This is a genomic window from Enterocloster bolteae, assembly GCF_002234575.2.
In the GTDB taxonomy this organism is placed as follows: domain Bacteria; phylum Bacillota; class Clostridia; order Lachnospirales; family Lachnospiraceae; genus Enterocloster; species Enterocloster bolteae.
This window is the reverse complement of record NZ_CP022464.2, coordinates 3,988,477-4,007,359: the sequence shown is the minus strand read 5'-3', so window position 1 is coordinate 4,007,359 and position 18,883 is coordinate 3,988,477. Positions and strand designations below refer to the sequence as shown.

At 51.6% G+C, this 18,883-nt stretch carries 13 protein-coding genes and 1 riboswitch; of the genes, 7 read left to right on the top strand and 6 right to left on the bottom strand.

What is annotated here, in order from left to right; translation table 11 throughout:
* Positions 1-110: 110 nt before the first annotated feature.
* The 3 genes from CGC65_RS18675 to CGC65_RS18665 all read left to right on the top strand — a co-directional run bounded on the left by CGC65_RS18675 (position 111) and on the right by CGC65_RS18665 (position 2,215).
* Positions 111-782 carry a Crp/Fnr family transcriptional regulator gene (locus CGC65_RS18675; protein WP_002564907.1) on the top strand — a complete coding sequence of 224 codons (672 nt, stop codon included), beginning with the start codon at positions 111-113 and terminating at the stop codon, positions 780-782.
* Between the two features lie 62 nt (positions 783-844).
* The gene (locus CGC65_RS18670) at positions 845-1,543 is read left to right on the top strand and encodes a metallophosphoesterase (RefSeq protein WP_002564906.1); all 699 of its coding nucleotides are present in this window, start codon (positions 845-847) and stop codon (positions 1,541-1,543) included.
* A 15-nt stretch (positions 1,544-1,558) separates the two neighbouring features.
* Positions 1,559-2,215, top strand: a complete 657-nt coding sequence (locus CGC65_RS18665; RefSeq protein WP_002564905.1) for an HAD family hydrolase — start codon at positions 1,559-1,561, stop codon at positions 2,213-2,215.
* 87 nt (positions 2,216-2,302) lie between these two features.
* Here the strand turns inward: CGC65_RS18665 and glgD are convergent, their stop codons facing one another.
* From glgD to xdhA, 6 genes are all read right to left on the bottom strand, one after another.
* On the bottom strand, positions 2,303-3,448 hold the full coding sequence (gene glgD / locus CGC65_RS18660) for a glucose-1-phosphate adenylyltransferase subunit GlgD (RefSeq protein WP_002564904.1): 1,146 nt from the start codon (positions 3,446-3,448) through the stop codon (positions 2,303-2,305).
* A complete protein-coding gene (locus tag CGC65_RS18655) occupies positions 3,442-4,650 on the bottom strand; it encodes a glucose-1-phosphate adenylyltransferase (protein WP_002564903.1) in 1,209 nt (402 codons plus the stop codon). Before CGC65_RS18655 ends, glgD begins: the two co-directional genes overlap by 7 nt.
* Before the next feature lie 343 nt (positions 4,651-4,993).
* A complete protein-coding gene (locus CGC65_RS18650) occupies positions 4,994-6,334 on the bottom strand; it encodes a uracil-xanthine permease family protein (protein WP_002564902.1) in 1,341 nt (446 codons plus the stop codon).
* A gap of 26 nt (positions 6,335-6,360) precedes the next feature.
* The gene (gene xdhC, locus CGC65_RS18645) at positions 6,361-6,861 is read right to left on the bottom strand and encodes a xanthine dehydrogenase subunit XdhC (RefSeq protein WP_002564901.1); all 501 of its coding nucleotides are present in this window, start codon (positions 6,859-6,861) and stop codon (positions 6,361-6,363) included.
* Positions 6,854-7,744: a xanthine dehydrogenase subunit XdhB gene (gene xdhB, locus CGC65_RS18640; protein WP_002564900.1), complete on the bottom strand. Its 891-nt coding sequence runs from the start codon at positions 7,742-7,744 to the stop codon at positions 6,854-6,856. Before xdhB ends, xdhC begins: the two co-directional genes overlap by 8 nt.
* Before the next feature lie 10 nt (positions 7,745-7,754).
* Complete coding sequence (gene xdhA, locus CGC65_RS18635; protein ID WP_002564899.1) at positions 7,755-10,181, bottom strand: xanthine dehydrogenase subunit XdhA; 2,427 nt, start codon at positions 10,179-10,181, stop codon at positions 7,755-7,757.
* A 67-nt stretch (positions 10,182-10,248) separates the two neighbouring features.
* Positions 10,249-10,345: riboswitch (purine riboswitch) on the bottom strand.
* 329 nt (positions 10,346-10,674) lie between these two features.
* Here xdhA and CGC65_RS18630 point away from each other — a divergent pair.
* Genes CGC65_RS18630 through CGC65_RS18615 form a run of 4 tightly spaced genes read left to right on the top strand, consistent with a single transcriptional unit; the run spans position 10,675 to position 18,851 of the window.
* Positions 10,675-12,810 (top strand): EAL domain-containing protein, encoded by a 2,136-nt coding sequence (locus CGC65_RS18630; protein ID WP_319638720.1) that lies wholly within the window; start codon positions 10,675-10,677, stop codon positions 12,808-12,810.
* A gap of 3 nt (positions 12,811-12,813) precedes the next feature.
* On the top strand, positions 12,814-16,041 hold the full coding sequence (locus tag CGC65_RS18625; protein WP_002564897.1) for a response regulator: 3,228 nt from the start codon (positions 12,814-12,816) through the stop codon (positions 16,039-16,041).
* Between the two features lie 4 nt (positions 16,042-16,045).
* A complete protein-coding gene (locus CGC65_RS18620; protein ID WP_002564896.1) occupies positions 16,046-16,414 on the top strand; it encodes an Hpt domain-containing protein in 369 nt (122 codons plus the stop codon).
* A gap of 19 nt (positions 16,415-16,433) precedes the next feature.
* Positions 16,434-18,851, top strand: coding sequence for an ATP-binding protein (locus tag CGC65_RS18615; protein ID WP_002564895.1), 2,418 nt, complete (start codon positions 16,434-16,436; stop codon positions 18,849-18,851).
* Positions 18,852-18,883 lie beyond the last annotated feature (32 nt).

Below are 18,883 nucleotides of genomic sequence, written 5' to 3'. Positions count from 1 at the left end.
GTATTACGATGATTTTGGTGACATACCGGACCGGCCGCCGGCATAGACTGTATCAAAAAAGGAGGAGCTGTTTTTCGCAGCCCCTCTTTCATGTTTTTTGGAGGCCGCATATGTATGAACATTTTTCAATTCCCGGAGAGTCCTGCAGGATTCCCTTTGCAGACCTTTGCAGGAGAAACAGTGAATTCAGGACCTATTTTATAAGAAAGACCTACGATGCTTCCCAGTGCATCCATCCCCAGGGGACAAAGATTACCAGCTTCGGCATCGTGGAGACAGGAATCCTGAAAGCAGTGGATCACACCAGAAAAGATGCGGAAATGTGCCATGCTTATTTTGAGGCCAGGGATATTTTTCCGGAATTCCTGTATTTTTCCGGTGAAAAGGAGTACAGTTATACTCTGGCCGCTGAAAAGCGGTCCACGGTGTTGTGGGTGCCGGTCCAGGTGATGGAAGAAATGCTGGAGAAAGACAGGCAGCTTCTCTATGCGCTGCTGCTGTATGTCTCCCAGCGGGGGCTTAAAAACCAGCTTTATCTCAACTGCCTCAATTACCAGACCATCCGTGAGCGGATCGCTTACTGGATTGTGGGAATGCATAACATCGCTCCCGCGGAGACCATCCGCATGCCCGGCTCCCAGCTGATGCTGGCCAATATGCTCCATGTCAGCAGGTCCTCCCTGAACCAGGAGCTGAAGCTGATGGAGAAGGAGGGATATTTCCGTATTAGGGGACATGAGATGCAGGATTGGGATAAGAAAAAACTGGAGGAGCTGGTTTAGAACAGATTTCCCCTGAGCCGGACGCTGCTGGTTTACGAGAAAATAAGCGGGGAGTTGTGAATATGAGTTTGTATGCCATTGGAGATTTGCATTTATCCTTTACTGCCAATAAACCCATGGATGTATTTGGAAGGGAATGGAAAGACCATGTGAGGAAGATAGAGAAGAACTGGAGGGGAAGGATTGGCGCAGAGGACACGGTGGTCATCACAGGCGACCATTCCTGGGGACGGAATCTGGAGGAGGCCCTGGCTGATTTGGATTTCATCCAGTCCCTGCCGGGACGAAAAATTCTGCTGAGGGGAAATCATGACATGTTCTGGGATGCAAAGAAAACATACCGTCTGAATGAGATGTTTCAGGGGCGGCTATCCTTTCTTCAGAATAATTATTATGCCTACAAGGAATACGCCCTGGTGGGGACAAAGGGGTACTGCTATGAGGGAAAGGATTCACCGGAACATTTTGAGAAGCTGGTGAAAAGGGAGCTGGAGCGGCTTCGCATCTCCTTTGAGCTGGCCGCTGCGGACGGCTGCAGCCAATTCATCATGTTCTTACATTATCCTCCTACCAGTATCGGAGAGATGGAAAGCGGGTTTACTGAGATGGCAAAGGAGTACGGGGCAGAGCAGGTGGTGTATTCCCACTGCCACGGGGAAGCCAGGTATCAGGACAGCTTTCTGGGAGAGGTGGACGGGATTGAGTATAAGCTGGTTTCATCGGATTATCTCAGATTCCGGCCGGAGAAGATTTTGAGGTGATGAGGAGGAGCAAAAGTGAAGTACAAGGCAGTGATATTTGATTTTGATTACACCCTGGGAGACTGCACAGAGGGCATTGCGGCCAGTGTGAACCACGGGCTTAAGAAACTGGGATATGAGGCCGGGGAACTGGAGGATATCAGAAAGACCATAGGCCTGTCCTTAAAAGAAACCTTCGCCTGTCTCACAGGGAGCCGGGACCAGGAGGAGGCACAGCGGTTCAGTATCTATTTTAAAGAAAAATCTGACCAGGTGATGGTGGAGCATACAAGGCTCTATCCCGCGGTCGGACCAGCGTTTGAGGAGCTTCGCAGGCAGGGGTGCAGGATTGGAATTGTGACTACAAAATATCATTACAGGATTGACCAGATACTGGACAAATTCCAGATAGCAGGCCTGGTGGACGTGATAGTGGGGGCTGAGGATGTAAAGGCTGAGAAGCCAAGCCCTGAGGGACTGCTTTATGCCATGGAGCAGCTGGGGGCGGACCGGAAGGAAGTCCTTTATACAGGGGACAGCGTGGTGGACGCAAAGACAGCGGCCGGAGCCGGTGTGGATTTTGCCGGCGTATTGACCGGAACAACGTCATTCCGGGATTTTGAACCCTTTAACCATATATGTATTGTCAGGGATTTGGCGGAGCTGATGAATGCTTTGACGCAGGAGAAATAGGAGAAACAGATAACAGGAGAAACAGATAAAAGGAGGATGTCCCCACCCGGGCGGACACCCTCCTTTTTCAGCCCATTCAGCTGCTTTCTATACAATCTGATACTTTGCCACGTACACCGGGAACGTAACAGTGCCTTTTATAATTTTGCCCCTTGTAATGGTCGCATTCTTATCAGTCACAACATACTCCACGCCGGCGTCTGCTTCTATCACCGTATCCTGCATGAGCACACAGTTCTTTACCCAGGCGCCCTTTCCTACCTTGACACCGCGGAACAGGATACTGTTTTCCACCTCACCCTCGATGATGCAGCCGTCGGCAGCCATGATGTTGCTGACCTTTGAGCCGTTGATATACCGGGCCGGATTGTCGTCGCGAATCTTGGTATAGATGGGATTGCCGGCGGAAAAGAGCGCGTCCACATTGACATCGTCTAACATCTTCATGTTCTCGTTAAAATAGCTCTTCATGCTGCTGATTCGCGCCACATATCCGTCATAGCGAAATGCCTGAACATTCAGCCTTTCTAACTGGGGCGCCAGGATATCGCGCTCAAAGTATACCTGTCCGCGCACATAGGCAGTGTTTATCTGGCTAATCAGGAGCTCCCGGTCAATGATGTAGATGTTCATGGAGATATTCTGCATTCCCGGTTCCGAGGAGTTCATGTACATCTTGGTAACACGGCCGTTGTCAATGGCCAGGGTATAGTAGAGGCTTTTTCCGATGTCACGGTGTTCGATGAGGTCAATGGGAAGAGGTTCCTCCTTGTAAGCCACGGTAACATCGGCATGACTGGCCATATGGGCTTCAATCAGTGCGTTGAAATCAAAGTTGACAGCCAGGTTTGTATCGGCCATAACCACATACTTTTCCTTTTGTTCCTTCAGGAAATCCAGGATACCGGCCAAGGCTTCCACGCGGCCGTTGTAGATGCTCACTGTCTTTTCTGCATAAGGCGGAACCAGGTTGAGTCCGCCGTTTTTTCGCGTCAGGTCCCATTCGCGGCCTGAGCCCAGGTGGTCCATCAGGGAGTGATAATTTCTGCGGACAATCAGGGAAATATTGTCAATTCCGCAGTTGGCCATGCTGGAAAGGATGAAATCCACCAGACGGTAACGGCTGGCAAAAGGAATGGAGGCCATCAGGCGCTCGCTGACCAGATCGGGAACCAGGGAATCATAGCTGTTGGGGAAAAGGATGCCCAGGGCATTTGCATTGGAATTTACCATTGTTCTTCACCGCCTTTTACATTATTCTTTACCATGGCACTGGGGCCAATCTTGGCGCCGGGCCCGATTTCAATGCCGGGACCAATGGTGGCCACGCCTTTTTCACTGTCAGAGGGCATGGCCCCTACCACTGCGTTTTCTCCGATTACCACGTTCTCAGCCACAATACAATGTTTTACCACGGCGCCTGATTTGATGGTGGTGCTGCCCATGACAACAGCGTCCTCCACCTGCGCCCCGGCCTCCACCTTTACGCCGGAGAAGAGGATGGAATGCCTGACCTGACCGTTTATACGGCAGCCGTCGGTAATCATGGAATTTTCCACCAGGGCATCGCCGCTAATCTTATGGCCGGTCATACCGCTGTTTCTGCTGTATATCTTCCAGTTTTCGTCAAAGAGATTGATGCCGCTGTGTTCCGGATCCAGGACCTCCATGTTGGCCTCCCAGAGGGAGGAGATGGTTCCTACGTCTTTCCAGTATCCGTTGAAATGATAAGCATACATCCTGCGTCCGTCACGCAGCAGATTGGGAATGATGTTGTTTCCAAAGTCATTTTCAGAGTCAGGGTCAGCTTCATCCTCTATGAGGTACTGTCTGAGGATGTCCCAGTTGAATATGTAGATGCCCATGGAAGCCAGGTTGGACTTTGGATTCTTCGGCTTTTCCTGGAATTCGGTGATGCGGTCATCCCCGTCAGCCACCATGAGTCCGAAACGGGACGCGTCCTCCCACGGCACTTCCATGACAGCCACACTGAATTCAGCCCCTTTTTCCTTGTGGAATTTAAGAAAATCGCTGTAGTCCTGTTTGCAGATCTGGTCTCCTGAAAGGATGATTACATACTGCGGGTCGTACCGTTCAATAAAGGAGATATTCTGATAAATGGCATTGGCCGTGCCCTTGTACCAGTCTGAACCGGATGCTTTCTGGTAGGGCGGGAGTATATGGACACCTCCGTACAGGCGGTCCAGATCCCAGGGCTGTCCGTTGCCGATGTACTCATTCAGGACAAGAGGCTGGTACTGGGTCAGGATACCCACTGTATCAATTCCTGAATTCACGCAGTTTGAAAGCGGAAAGTCGATGATGCGGTATTTACCGCCAAAAGGAACCGCGGGTTTTGCCAGTTTTTGGGTCAGCGCGTAGAGACGGGAGCCCTGGCCGCCGGCAAGAAGCATTGCAATCATTTCTTTAGCCATAATATTTCCCCCTGATTGGTGTTGAATATTTATACAGATTGTACCATGTATTGGAAAAAAAAGACAGGTATTTGTGCAAAATAATTGAAAAAGTGATGAAAAAGTGGGGATAATATAAAAAAATGACAAGTATATTCGCCGGAGCAGGACATAGGCAGAACAAAGCAGCAAAATATAAAAAACAGGTGACATATAATAAAAAGTGTTGTATAATAACGTTATACTTAAAAAAGAATAACGATAGTTAAAAGACTTTAGATGAAAGAAAAACAGAAATAAAAAAGGAGCTGCTGCTCCATAAATGATGACTCATCTATGGAGCAGCAGCTCCCGCAGACAATCTTTACCCTTCCAGGGTCTTGATATCCATATCCTTTGGAAGCACCAGGCTTAAAAATACGGAGACCACAAATACAACCGCAACCACATTGGCCGAAAATACAGACTGGACCAATTCAGGGAAGATATCCCAGATCCCGATTTCGCTGGCTGTGGTAAAACCGATGCCCACTGCCAGGGAGAGGGAGACAATGACTATGTTTCTCTGAGAAAAACCGCATTTGGCAATCATCTGTACGCCGGAGGTAAGAATGGTGCCGAACATCATGATGGTGCATCCGCCAAGCACGGCCTGAGGCAGGGAAGCAAAAAAGTTTCCCACAGGCGGAAGGAGTCCGGCTAAAATCATGCAGGCCGCCCCTGTCATGATTGTGAAACGGTTGACCACCTTTGTCATGGCCACCAGGCCCACATTCTGGGAGAATGAGGTTACAGGCGGACATCCGAATACAGTGGAAAGGGCGGATGCGTAGCCGTCGCAGGCCAGGGAGCCGGATATTTCTTTTCCCGTGATTTCACGGTTTAAGCCGCCTGAAACCAGGGCCGAGGTGTCGCCTATGGTCTCTGCCGCAGATACAAGAAAGATGATGCAGGCCGAGATAATGGCCCCTGCATGGAACTCGGGCATAAAGGGAAGCAGATGAGGGAAGGAAATGATTCCGCCGGACATAATCAGGCTTAAATCCACTTTCCCAAGGAAGATGGCGATTACATACCCCACAATCAGTCCAGCCAGTACGGACAGCTGTTTTAAGTATCCTTTTGCAAAGATGTTCCACAGAAGACAGGTCAGAAGGGTGATGGTACCCAGAATCAGGTTCTGGGCGGAACCGAAGTCGTCTGCATATCCGCCGCCAAAGGACCTGGCGCCCACTGTGAAAAGGGAAAATCCGATAGCTGTAACCACAGAGGCAGCCACCACTGGGGTAATGATTCTGCGCCAGTATTTGGCCAGAAGTCCCAGGGTACCTTCAAAGATACCGCCTATGAGCACGGCTCCCACCACAGCGGGATAACCGTAGTTGGCTGCAATGGTGCTGAGAACGGTGACGAAGGTAAAGCTGACGCCCATGACAACGGGAAGCTTAGAGCCAATCCGCCATATGGGATACAGCTGAATCATAGTGGCGATGCCTGCCACAAACATTGCGTTCTGGAGCAGAATGGCTGTCTGGGCCTGGCTCAGGGCAGGCTGTGCCGCTCCTGCTATGATGGTAATAGGCGCAAGGTTGGAGACGAACATGGCCAGGATGTGCTGGAGGCCGAAGGGGATGGCTTTGGCGATTGGCACCCTTCCCTCCAGTTTGTATATGTTGTTGATACTGCAATTGGTATTGCTGTTCATGATTGGTTCCCCCTATAAAATGATAGTTAATCGGTCCCGCCGGTTTTGTGGCTGACCTGATATACCTCCTCCACAATCCGTTCCATGGCGTTGAGAATGTTCTCATAGCCGGTACATCTGCACAGATGCCCGGATATCAGCTTCTTAAGCTCTTCCCGGTTGTATTTTTTTCCGGTTCCCACAATCTCCACCGCGCTCATGATAAGGCCGGGAGTACAGAAGCCGCACTGTACGGCTGCCTCCTCGATAAATGCCTTCTGAATGGGTGACAATTCCCCGTTGGGCCCCTTTAAACCTTCCACTGTCATGATGCTTTTTCCCTCGGCCCATAAGGTCATGTAGATACAGCTGTCTATGGCTTCTCCGTTTACCAGAACGGTACAGGCACCGCATTCCCCGACCTCGCAGCCCTTTTTCACGGATGTAAGCCCCAGACGCTGGCGCAGGGTATCGAGCAGGGATTCCCTCTCATCCACAGCCAGTTCCACTTCTTTACCATTTACTTTCATGTGTACAATCTTAAGCATTGATCGCACCTCCTGCTTTTTTTATTGCCTCTGCCAGGGCCCGTTTGGATAATTCTTCAATGAGCTGCAGACGGAATTCCTTTGACGCCCTCCATGAGGAGCGGGGATTCACTTCTTCCAGTGCAGCCTTGCCGAACGCCAGGACAGCCTCACTGTCATTAACTGCGCGACCCTTTAAACCATCCTCCGCCTTCCTGCATCGCAGGGGAGTGGGACCAGCCACGCCGTATCCCAGCCTGACATCCTCAATCCGCTTCTTATCCTGGCTCAGCTTTACACGCACCGCACAGCCCAGGGTGGCAATTTCCATGGCTTTTCTCTTGCCGTACTTGATGTAATGGCCGCTCCAGCCTTCGAAGCTGTCCCTGTGTACCAGGAAACCGGTACAGACCTCGGTCCGGTCGCGGACCGTCCGTCCGGGACCTGTATAGAATTCACAGACCGGCACCCTGCGTTTGCCCTCAGGACCCTCTAACAGCACATCTGCCTCCAGGGTCCACATGGTGGAAGCAGAGTCTGCGGAGGTGGCTCCATTGCAGATATTGCCGCCGATAGTACCGGTATTGCGTATCTGCGGACCGCCTACCATGTCCACGGCGTCCCCAAGCATGGGTATGTATTTCTGGATCAGGGCATCGTTGGTGATATGGGAAAATGCAGTGCCTGCGCCTATCCACAGATCTCCGTCATCAAGGAGGCGGACTCCCTTTAATGCTTCTATATTATGAATGGATACAACGGATCTTCCGGCATCCTTTCCCTCTCTGACACGAATCAGAACGTCTGTACCGCCGCTTATGATTTCAGCGTCAGGATTTTTTACCAGGGCATTTATGGCGTCGGCCACATCCTTGGCCTCATAAAATGATTTGATATCAAACATAACCTTCTCCTTATATCAGACCTTTTTCTTTGAATTTTTCAATGAGCCGCTGAGCGGTCATGGGAGTCACATCCATCTGGACTCCGGTGGCGTTTAAGATGGCGTTGCGGATGGCGGGGGCCACCGGAATGGCAGGAGGCTCGCCCAGGGATTTGTTACCGTAAGGGCCGGTGGGGTCCTCCAGCTCAATGAACGCCACGTTTAAGTCCGGCGTGTCCATGGCGGTTGGAATCTTGTAATCCAGCAGGTTATTGTTTAAGGGCCTGCCTGTCTTTTCATCCACCAGCAGCTCCTCCGAAAGCCCGTATCCCAGTCCCATGCTCATGCCGCCGTGGACCTGGGCCCTGGCGGTCAGCGGATTGATGAGGATTCCGGAGTCATGGACATTGATGATATCCTTTACCGTTACCAGACCAAGGGGAATGTCCACCTCGATTTCCACAAAGCAGCAGCCGGAGGAAAATGTGTTGTCCTTGCACTGGTTAGTGACCTCGGCTGTGATATGTACGGAACGGTCCAGGGAATAGAAGGCGGTGTCCGCTACCACGGACAGGTCGAAGAGCACGGGCTCCCCGCCGCTTACCACAATCTTACTGTTTTCTATGTCCAGCATATCCGGTGATACCAGCTCCCCTTCCTTAAGTCCCAGTGTCTCCCTGAGCAGGGCAGCGGCAGCCTTTACTTGGTCAGCGTATACTGTTTTGGATAGGTCGCTTACATCGTGGCTCAGCATGTAAGCAGCGTATTCCAGTATCTTAAGTCGGAATTCCTCGCCGCATTTCCTGCAGGCCATGCCGGACACATAGGTCTGGCGGGATGCATAGGCCCCGGTGTCAAAGGGGGTCACGTCCGTGTCCTGGGTGGATACGATGTAGACCTTGTCAAAGGCTATGCCGGTTGTCTGGGAAGCCATCTGGGTGAATACGGTGTCGGCTCCCTGGCCGATCTCCGTGGCGCCCATGCACAGCTGCATGGAGCCGTCCTGGTTGAGTATCATGCGGGCGGAAGCTGTTTCAAGGGAGATGGGATGCACGCCTGTCTTATAACAAAAGATAGCCATGCCCACACCTTTTCGGACCGGGCCGGTCTGATTGCGGTATGCGCTCCATTTCTCGTCCCAGCGTATGTGTCGTCGCCCTTCCTCGATGCATTTTTTCAGACCGTAAGAATGGAAGGTGATGCCGTTGGCCGGGTCCACGAAACCATCCTCCATGCAGTTTTTCAGCCTGAATTCACAGGGATCCATGCCAATGGCGTCTGCCAGATCATCGGTGAGACATTCCGCGAACCATGCTGCCTGGGGAATGCCGTAGGCTCTCATGGCGCCGGCCGTGGGAGAGGAGGTGTATACGGTGAAGCAGTCCACCTCGGTACCCAGCTCGTCTCTGTAAAGGTCCTTGAACACATTGCCGCAGTTAGCGCAGATGGCGTGGCCGTGGGATGCATAGGCGCCGTTGTTGGCATAGGCCTCCAGCTTCCTGGCCAGGATGCGGCCGTCCTTTGTCACAAGGCCCCTGCATTTTCCTTTGATGGCGTGACGGGTACGGGTGCCGGAGATAGTTTCCTCCCGGCTGATTTCCAGCCTGACAGGCCGTCCGCCGACGGACATGGTCAGGAATGCGTTTAAGGGTTCATAGAGCACGTCCTGCTTGTTGCCGAAGCCGCCTCCGATGTAAGGCTTTATAATGCGGACTCTTCCGATTGGAACCCCCAGGGCCTGGGCTGTACAGCGCCTGACTATGTGGGGAATCTGGGTGGAGGATACCACGGTTATCTTACCGTTGGTGTCCACATAGGCCCATGAGACAGGCAGCTCTATGTGGCAGTGGGAAATCCTCGGGGTATCGTATTCCTTTTCCAGGGAAATGATTTCCTCAGGCCCGTAACCGGACCCGGCTTTCTCAAGTCCTCTCTCATAGGTGAATTCACTGTCACCCATGGTCATGTGGGAGTGTACGATCACATTGTCCTTCCTGAGATCCGGGTGCAGGGGAGTGGCATCCTCTGCCATGGCTGCTTCCACTGTAACAATAGGAGTATATTCTTTATATTCCACCTTAATCAGGCGGGCTGCCCTGGCCGCGGCCACCTCATCCTCAGCGATGACAGCCGCAATATCGTCCCCGTAAAGGCGGACCCTCTGGTTCAGTATTTTCCTGTCACAGATATCCTGATGCTTCTTTTCCACGCTCCACGGATGGCCTGCCGTAGGAAACTGGCAGTCGGGAACATCGAAGCATGTGACAATCTTCACCACACCAGGAACCTGATAGGCCTCTGTCAAGTCAAAGCTTTTGACCAGGCCGTTGGCAATGGTAGAGTGCACGACCTTACCGTGCAGGATGTCTCTCGGTTCCAGATCCGCGGTGTACTTGGCCTCCCCGGTCACCTTCCCGTAAGCATCAACACGTTTTACTTGCTGCCCTACAATATTCATTTTTTGATTTCCTCCTTACTTTTCCTGCCAATTTTGGTGCGAATCTTTACACAAACAGAAAAAAAGAGCTGGCTACATTAAGATATGTAGCCAACTCTTTGCGGTAGTTGGTAGAGACTCTGGGCCAATCCCCAGGATATACATATTGGCAAAAGAAATGTTAAATTGTTATCTTAAAAAGAATTATAGTACCTAAAAAAGTTTTAGTCTATGGCAAAAATTGAGAAAATTGAAGATGCTTTATTGTGCAATATATACAAAAAAGTGCCGGAGTGATGAAAATGGTGCATGCACATACGAGCTGGTTTCTGTAGCGTCCTATTGCATTTTCTACCTGTTTTTGTTATATTTAAACCATTGGAAATTTGTCAAAAGAACGTCTATTTTGGTGAAACCACGATATATATTTATAAGGAAATGAAGAGGAAGCCTGGTTTTGCCGCAGGATAAGCAGTATCATCGGCAGGTAAAGGCCGGGCAAAGGTATGAAACGATGATTTCACAGAAGAAAATTTTGGTCGTGGAAGACAATGAAATAAACCGAATGATATTAAGGGAAATCCTGTCGCCCCAATATAAAGTGCTGGAAGCCGGTAATGGAGCGGAAGCACTGTCTGTCCTGCGTGAATATGGGGAGATGGTTTCTCTTATTTTACTGGACATCGTCATGCCTGTTATGGACGGATATACATTTCTTTCTCATATCAAAGCGGATTCTTCCTTTTCATCTATTCCGGTAATCGTAACAACCCAGAGCGACAGCGAATCTGATGAGGTTGCGGCGCTGTCACACGGCGCGGCTGATTTTGTTGCGAAGCCCTACAAGTCCCAGGTGATTCTGCACAGGGTGGCCAGTATCATCCATTTGAGGGAAACGGCTGCCATGATTAATCTGGTTCAGTATGACAGGCTTACAGGGCTCTACAGCAAGGAATTTTTTTACCAGCGGGTAAGGGAAACTCTGATGCAGCATCCTGACAGGGAGTATGATATCATTTGCTCCGATATCGTGAATTTCAAACTGATTAATGATATATTCGGCATTCCTGCCGGGGACCATCTGCTAAATGAGATTGGCAGGCTTTATAAAAAGGTGGCCGGGAAGAATGGAATCTGCGGTCATTTTCACGCGGACCAGTTTGCCTGCCTTCTGGAACGGCGGTGGGAGTACACGGATGAGCTGTTCATCCGGTGCAATGCCAGGGTGAATACCCTTCCAAATGCCAGGAATGTGGTGATGAAGTGGGGAATATACCAGGTGGCTGACCGGAATGTGTCTGTAGAGCAGATGTGTGACCGGGCTCTTTTGGCTGCCCGCAGCATTAAGGGACGGTATGGAACGTATTTCGCGGCCTATGACGACCAGCTGCGCAACCGTCTTTTAAGGGAGCAGGCCATAACGGACAGCATGGAGCCGGCCCTTGCGAAGAAGCAGTTTGAGGTTTATCTGCAGCCCAAGTACAGGATTAAAGACCACAGGCTTTCAGGGGCAGAGGCCCTGGTCCGGTGGAGACATCCGGTGTGGGGATTCCAGTCCCCCGGAGAGTTCATTCCCTTGTTTGAACAAAACGGTTTCATCACAAAGCTGGACCAGTATGTGTGGGAACGGGCTGCATCCGTCCTCAGGGAATGGGACAACAGAGGATATCCTCCCATCCCTGTGTCCGTCAATGTATCCAGGGCGGATATCTACCATAAGGACCTGGCAGACATGCTGCTTGGAATCGTGCGCCGATACAGGCTGCAGCCGTCACGGCTTCACCTGGAGATAACGGAAAGCGCGTACACCGAAAACCCTGAGCAGGTAATCGAGACAGTGGGTTATCTGAGGGAACTGGGCTTTGTCATTGAGATGGATGATTTCGGAAGCGGATATTCCTCCCTCAATATGCTGGGCAAAATGCCAGTGGATATCCTTAAGCTGGACATGAAGTTTATCCAGGATGAGGCCGCAGGGCCGGATGACGGCGGAATCCTCCATTTTATCATGGAGCTGGCCCGGTGGATGGACCTGAGCGTGGTGGCAGAAGGAGTGGAGACCAGGCAGCAGCTGGAGCGCCTTAAGAAGGCGGACTGCGACTATGTGCAGGGGTATTATTTTGCCCGTCCAATGCCCATAAATGAATTCGAGGAACTGCTCAGAGACGGACATACAGCCATGGAGCAGGAGGGGATGGGCGATGAAAACCTCCGGGAGTCTCAGCCGTTTCCTGTTCTTCTGGTCGCGGACGAGGACGCCTGTTACCGCAGGAATGTTAGGGAAACCTTTGAGGGAAGCTTTCAGGTGATGGAGGCTGGGGACGGCAAGGCGGCCTTAAGATGTATGGCTGACAGTAAAAGCAGGATTGCCGCTGTGATTCTCAGCCTGACCCTTTCAGGGACAGATGGTTTTTCCGTGCTGGAGGTACTTCAGAGGGAAAAGATGGATCCGGATATACCGGTCATTGCCACAGGCCCGCAGAACGAGGCTATGGAGGACCGGGCAATGGAGCTGGGGGCGGATGATTTTGCGGGAAGGCCCCATTCCCAGAAGAGCCTGAGACGGCGGGTGCTGCGGGCCATCCATGCGAAGGCACCGCGGGAACGGGCGGCCCGGCCCGGACAGATATTGACTTTGGGGGAGGATTAACATATGAAGAGACAGATGACGCCCGGTGAAACATTACGGGAGTTCTGCCGCGCATGGTTTGTACAGCGTGACGCAGAAAGAACCCTTGCATTCCTGACGGAGGATGTGGGGTTTGTGGGCACGGGAACAGACGAAATGGCCAGCGGAAGGCAGCAGATGGCCGGGTACCTTGCGCAGGATATCCGGGAGATACCGGAACCCTTTGAATGTGAGCTTTCCCCCATCTATGAACAGCCTGTGGCTGATGGGATCTATAACATGTCAGCGGATTTGACCCTTAAGAATTCCAAATACACCTGGTATCTGAGGGCCTTCTTTACCTTGGTTTTGTCCGGGGAAGAATGGCTGGTCAAGAGTTTTCATGTGGCAGAGCCGGCCAGCAGCCAGAAGGACGCGGAGCATTATCCGGGGACACTGGTCATGGAACATACCAGCAGACTGCGCCAGGAGCTTTTAAACAATTCTCTGCCGGGCGGTATGATGGGAGGATACATAGAGGATGGTTTCCCATTTTATTTCATTAACCGCAGGATGCTGGAATATCTGGGGTATGAGAACGAGACGGAGTTTGTATCCGACATTGAAGGAATGATTACAAACTGCATGCATCCGGATGACAGGAACAGGGTGGACCAGCTGGTGGCCTGCCAGCTGCAACGGTCAGAGGAGTATGTGGTGGAATACCGGATGAGGAAAAAGGATGGTTCCTATATCTGGGTACATGACCTGGGCAGGAGGGTGACATCTGAGGATAACCGTCCTGCCATCATGTCGGTATGCATGGATATCACTGAAGAAAAGCAGATGCGTGACCGGATTAAAGAGATGTATGAGGAGGAGCTTTCCTATTTTGCGGAACAGTCCTCAGCCGACGGGAGTATACAGGGAAGCCTTAATATCACCACAGGGTGCCTGGAATCCTACCTGTCAACCGCGGATACATCCATTGCAAAGGTGGGTGATGCCTACGAGGATACCATCGAGAACCTGGCAGCCTCTGCCGTGGACCCGGTCTATGGGGATGGAATCCGCCACTGCCTTAACCGGGAGCGGGTGCTGGCTGATTACGCGGTTGGCAAGGTGGATTACCGTTTTGAGTTCCTGCGCAGAAACAACAGCGGCATAATTTTCTGGGAAAGCACCATCATGCATTCCTGCCAGAATCCTGAGACTGGTCATGTCATACTTTTCTTCTATACCCAGGATGTGACGGAGAAAAAGATGCAGGAGCAGCTTTTCAAGCGGATCGCGGAGCTGGATTATGAGAGCATAACAGAAGTGGATATCCTGCGGGATATGGCGTACAGGACCATATTGGTGGATGAGTCCAATATGGATACCATGCTGCCGGACCACAGCCGGTTCCAGTCGGAGATACGCGCCATCTCCGGACGCTATATGGATGAGGCGGCCAGGGAGGAATATCTCCGTAAGCTGGATTACGATTACATGAAATCACAGCTGGCCCATAACGACGCTTATACGTTCATTGTGGAGATGCGGGATATGACCGGTGCGACCCGGGTCAAGCGTTTCCGGGTTTTCTATATCAGCAGGGAGCTGGAGCGGGTATGCGTGGCCCGCACCGATGTGACGGACGTGGTTCTAAAGGAACAGAGGCAGAAGGAGGAGCTGGCTGCCGCCCTGGTGGCGGCAGAGCAGGCCAATGCGGCCAAGAGCGACTTCCTCTCACGGATGAGCCATGAAATAAGGACTCCCATGAACGCCATCATCGGCATGAGCACCATAGCGGCCCAGTCCATAGGGGATGACGAGCAGGTGGAGGATTGTATTTCCAAAATTGGCATTTCCTCCCGGTTCCTATTGTCGTTAATTAATGATATCCTGGATATGAGCCGGATTGAGAGCGGCAAGATGCTGCTCAAGAGCGAGAAGATTCCAACAGAGGAGTTCATCAACGGCATTAATTCCATCTGTTACTCCCAGGCTGATGTCAAGGGGGTGGAATATGAGTGCATTGTGGACCCGGTGCTGGATGATTACTATATAGGTGATGCCATGAAGCTCCAGCAGGTGCTCATCAATATCCTGAGCAATGCCATCAAGTTTACCCAGGAGGGAGGCAAGGTCACCTTTTCAGCCTCCCAGCGCAGAAAGACCAAGAATGATGCATCACTGCGGTTCATTGTAAATGATACGGGGGTGGGGATGAACGAGGAGTTCCTTCCACATCTGTTTGAACCCTTTTCACAGGAATCCACAGGGACCACCTCCCTGTATGGCGGGACCGGGCTGGGGCTGGCCATATCCAAGAACATTGTGGATATGATGGACGGCAAAATCACGGTCCGCTCCATTAAGGGAATCGGTACAGAGTTTACAGTGGATGTCAAGCTGGGAATCACCGAAGAAGAAAAGCTCAGGCATAACCAGAAAAAACAGGATTACAATTTCTCCCACCTGAAGACACTGGTGGTGGATGATGATGTAGCTGTGTGCGAGAGCGCGGTTGTGACCCTTCACGAAATGGGAATCAAGGCAGAGTGGGTGGACAGCGGCCGGAAGGCAATTGACCGGGTTAAGAAGCTCTGGGATGAAGGCCGGTATTTTGACATGATACTGATTGACTGGAAGATGCCGGGAATGGATGGAATAGAGACAGCCAGACGAATCCGTGGTATAGTCGGAGCAGAGGTGACCATCATTATCATGACTGCCTATGACTGGATTTCCATTGAACATGAGGCGAAACTGGCCGGGGTCAACCTTCTGATGAGCAAGCCCATGTTCAAGTCCTCCCTTGTTTCGGCCTTTTCAAGAGCCCTGGGCGAGAAGGAGCAGCAGGCGCAGCAGCCGGAGGTAAATGATTATGATTTTACCGGTAAACATGTGCTGCTGGTGGAGGACAACCAGATTAACACAGAGGTGGCCATGATGCTTTTGGAGAGCAAGGGATTCAAGGTGGATACGGCTGAGAACGGGCTGCGTGCCCTGGAACTTTTCAGCAAATCAGACAAGGGATACTATGACGCAATTCTGATGGATATACGGATGCCCCTGATGGACGGACTGACAGCTGCCACCAACATCCGCCATCTGAGCAATGCCGACTCAGGAACCGTTCCCATTATTGCCATGACAGCCAATGCATTTGATGATGATATAGAAAAGAGCAAGGCGGCAGGGATGAATGCCCATCTTGCCAAGCCCATAGAGCCGGAACGGATGTACCAGACTCTGTACGATTTCATATATGGAAAGGAAGCATAAGAAGATGGACGATTTTGAAAGGATATTTGAAGCCTATGGGGCGGATTACCAGGTTACTCTGGGACGGTTTATGGGAAACAGGAAAATGTATATGAAGTTCCTGGGAATGCTGTTTCAGGATGAAAACCTGAGTAAACTTGGAAATGCCCTGGAACAGGGGGATATGACGTCTGCCTTCGAGGCTGCCCATACCCTGAAGGGTGTTACGGGCAACATGGGGCTGACGCCTCTGTACGATGCTGTGTGCACAATTGTGGAACCTCTGAGGACAAGGGAGGACAGGGAGGACTACACAAAGATGTATGAGGATGTCTGCAGGCAGTTTAAACGGGCTGAAAAGCTTCGGGCGGATTTGGCTGAGATAAGCGATTAGAGGAAGATGGGAGGGCGTCATGACAGCTGAAAATCTGATGAATCTGCTGGATTCACTGACAGAAACCAGCGTATATGTCATTGAGGAGGAATCCCACCGGCTGTTATACTTTAATGAGCGGTGCCGGAATACGGGACGCGGCAGGGCTGCCCTGGGAATCCGGTGTGATGAAGTATGGCCGGAATTGTGCGCCAACTGTCCCCTTAAGATGCTGGGGGACAGAGTGTCAAACCATATGGTTTGTTATGACCCGATCCTTAAATTAACAGTAGATGTCACTGCCAACCGGATTAACTGGGAGGGCAGGGTACCGGCTGTGGTGATTACCGCAGCGCCCCACCGCCTGAACTTTGAGGAGGAGCAGGGATTTCAGAAAATCCGCCAGATGTATGCCAGCAGCCTGGTTACTGTGTTTGACGAATGCATCATTGCCAACCTGACCAGGGATTATTATGTGAGCTGCCAGAAGGATGTGGTGTGGGACGACATACCGGAACAGGGGAATTTCGGTTCAGAGAACCGCAAATACGCCCAAAAGGCACTGCATCCGGACGATCTGGAATGTTTTAATGAGAATTTTTCCAGGGAGTCCATGCTTTGTATGTTTACAGAGGGAAAAAAGCAAATCACCAGAAGGCTGCGCCGCAGGGCAGACAACGGTTCCTACCGCACGGTGGAGTTTACAGCTGCCAGGATAGGAAACCAGGAGGATGAGTGCTGGTGCGTCCTGGTATTTCGGGATGTCCAGGATGAACTTTTACTGGAGCAGGAACGAAATGTGGAGATCAGCCAGCTGGCCACGGCAGCCAAGGCTGCATACCAGATGCTGATAGCGGTGAACCTGACACAGAATACCTATCACATGGTGGAATACCAGCGGTTTCCGGTGAAAGCACCCGATCCGGAGGGCCGTTTTGACGAACTGATTGAGTTTGAGATGGAGGCGGTCCACCCGGACTACAGGGAGGAGTTTCGCAGCAAGTTTACCAGGAAGGCTCTGACAGAGGCATTCCAGAGGGGAGAATGCATTCTGTCCATGGATGTTCCCCACATAGGCGAGGATGGAATTTATCACTGGAATTCCACCCAGGTGGTGAAGGTGGAAAGTCCTTATACCCATGATCTGATTGAGATTACCCTGTCCAGGAATATTGATGAAGAACGCAGGGTGCAGCAGGAGACCCTGGAAAAAGAACGGCAGGCAAAGCTTTTGCTGGAGGATGCACTTAAGAAGGCGGAGAAGGCGAATAAGGCAAAGAGCGACTTCCTTTCCCGCATGAGCCATGATATCCGTACGCCCATGAATGCCATCATAGGGATGACCGAGCTGGCGCAGCTGCACATTGGGGATGAGGAAAAGCAGAGGGATTACCTGAACAAAATCGCTTCCTCCGGCGCCCATCTGCTGGGATTGATTAATGAAATCCTGGATGTGAGCAAGATTGAAAGCGGTGTCATGGAGCTGTCTGAGAGCCCCCTGAATCTGCGGGCTTTAGCCGGGGAAGCGGCGGAGATGGTGCGGATTTCCATGGAAAACAGCCAGCAGGAGTTCCAGGTGGATATAGACGAGTCCTTTGATCCCTGGGTCATGGGGGACGCCAGGCGTATCAGGCAGGTGTTGGTGAATATCCTTGAAAATGCCTCGAAGTATACCGGCCAGAGGGGAAAAATCACCTTCTCTGTATGCGAGTTTAAGAAGGAAGAACAGCGGACGGGAACCTACCGTTTTATCATCGAGGATACGGGGATTGGCATGAAACCTGAATATATGGAGCATATATTCGAACCATTCAGCAGAGCCGATGACAGCAGAACCAGTAAGGTACCCGGCACTGGACTGGGAATGACCATTGTAAAGAATCTGATATCCATGATGGACGGGGACATCCGTGTGGAGAGTGAATATGGGAAGGGATCCAGGTTTACCGTTACTCTGTGCCTGGATAAGTGCGGGAATACGGGAGAAGCGATCCAGCCTGCTGTTTCAGGGCCGGAGGCAGCCTACCGGGGCTTACGGGTCCTTCTGGTGGAAGATAATGAGCTCAACCGGCAGATTGCGTCGGAGATGCTGAAACTTCTGGGAGTCAGGGTGGAGATGGCTGAAAATGGCCGCGAGGCAGTGGAGGCAGTGTGTTCCCACCCGGCCCTTTATTATGACGCGGTGTTCATGGATGTGCAGATGCCTGTGATGAATGGGTACGAGGCTACCAGGGAGATACGCGGTTCCGGGATGGAGCGGATAGGGGAGCTTCCCATCATTGCCATGACGGCCGACGCCTTTGCTGAGGATGTAAAGAGGGCCCGCCTGTCAGGCATGAACGGACATTTGGCAAAACCGGTTTCCATTGAACTGCTTCGGGGCGCCCTGTCCGGCTGCCTGGATTGTAAGAGGAAGAACAGGTGGGACGAAATGATGGATATATCCGGTCCGAATTAATGGAAGGAATGGGGTTACAGTGATTAGGAGAC

Excerpts from the sequence above, each read along its gene's own strand:
- CGC65_RS18675 (WP_002564907.1), top strand. The coding sequence starts at position 111 with ATGTATGAACATTTTTCAATTCCCGGAGAGTCCTGCAGGATTCCCTTT.
- CGC65_RS18670 (WP_002564906.1), top strand. The coding sequence starts at position 845 with ATGAGTTTGTATGCCATTGGAGATTTGCATTTATCCTTTACTGCCAAT.
- glgD (WP_002564904.1), bottom strand. The coding sequence starts at position 3,448 with ATGGTAAATTCCAATGCAAATGCCCTGGGCATCCTTTTCCCCAACAGC.
- CGC65_RS18655 (WP_002564903.1), bottom strand. The coding sequence starts at position 4,650 with ATGGCTAAAGAAATGATTGCAATGCTTCTTGCCGGCGGCCAGGGCTCC.
- CGC65_RS18650 (WP_002564902.1), bottom strand. The coding sequence starts at position 6,334 with ATGAACAGCAATACCAATTGCAGTATCAACAACATATACAAACTGGAG.
- xdhC (WP_002564901.1), bottom strand. The coding sequence starts at position 6,861 with ATGCTTAAGATTGTACACATGAAAGTAAATGGTAAAGAAGTGGAACTG.
- xdhB (WP_002564900.1), bottom strand. The coding sequence starts at position 7,744 with ATGTTTGATATCAAATCATTTTATGAGGCCAAGGATGTGGCCGACGCC.
- xdhA (WP_002564899.1), bottom strand. The coding sequence starts at position 10,181 with ATGAATATTGTAGGGCAGCAAGTAAAACGTGTTGATGCTTACGGGAAG.
- CGC65_RS18630 (WP_319638720.1), top strand. The coding sequence starts at position 10,675 with ATGATTTCACAGAAGAAAATTTTGGTCGTGGAAGACAATGAAATAAAC.
- CGC65_RS18625 (WP_002564897.1), top strand. The coding sequence starts at position 12,814 with ATGAAGAGACAGATGACGCCCGGTGAAACATTACGGGAGTTCTGCCGC.
- CGC65_RS18620 (WP_002564896.1), top strand. The coding sequence starts at position 16,046 with ATGGACGATTTTGAAAGGATATTTGAAGCCTATGGGGCGGATTACCAG.
- CGC65_RS18615 (WP_002564895.1), top strand. The coding sequence starts at position 16,434 with ATGACAGCTGAAAATCTGATGAATCTGCTGGATTCACTGACAGAAACC.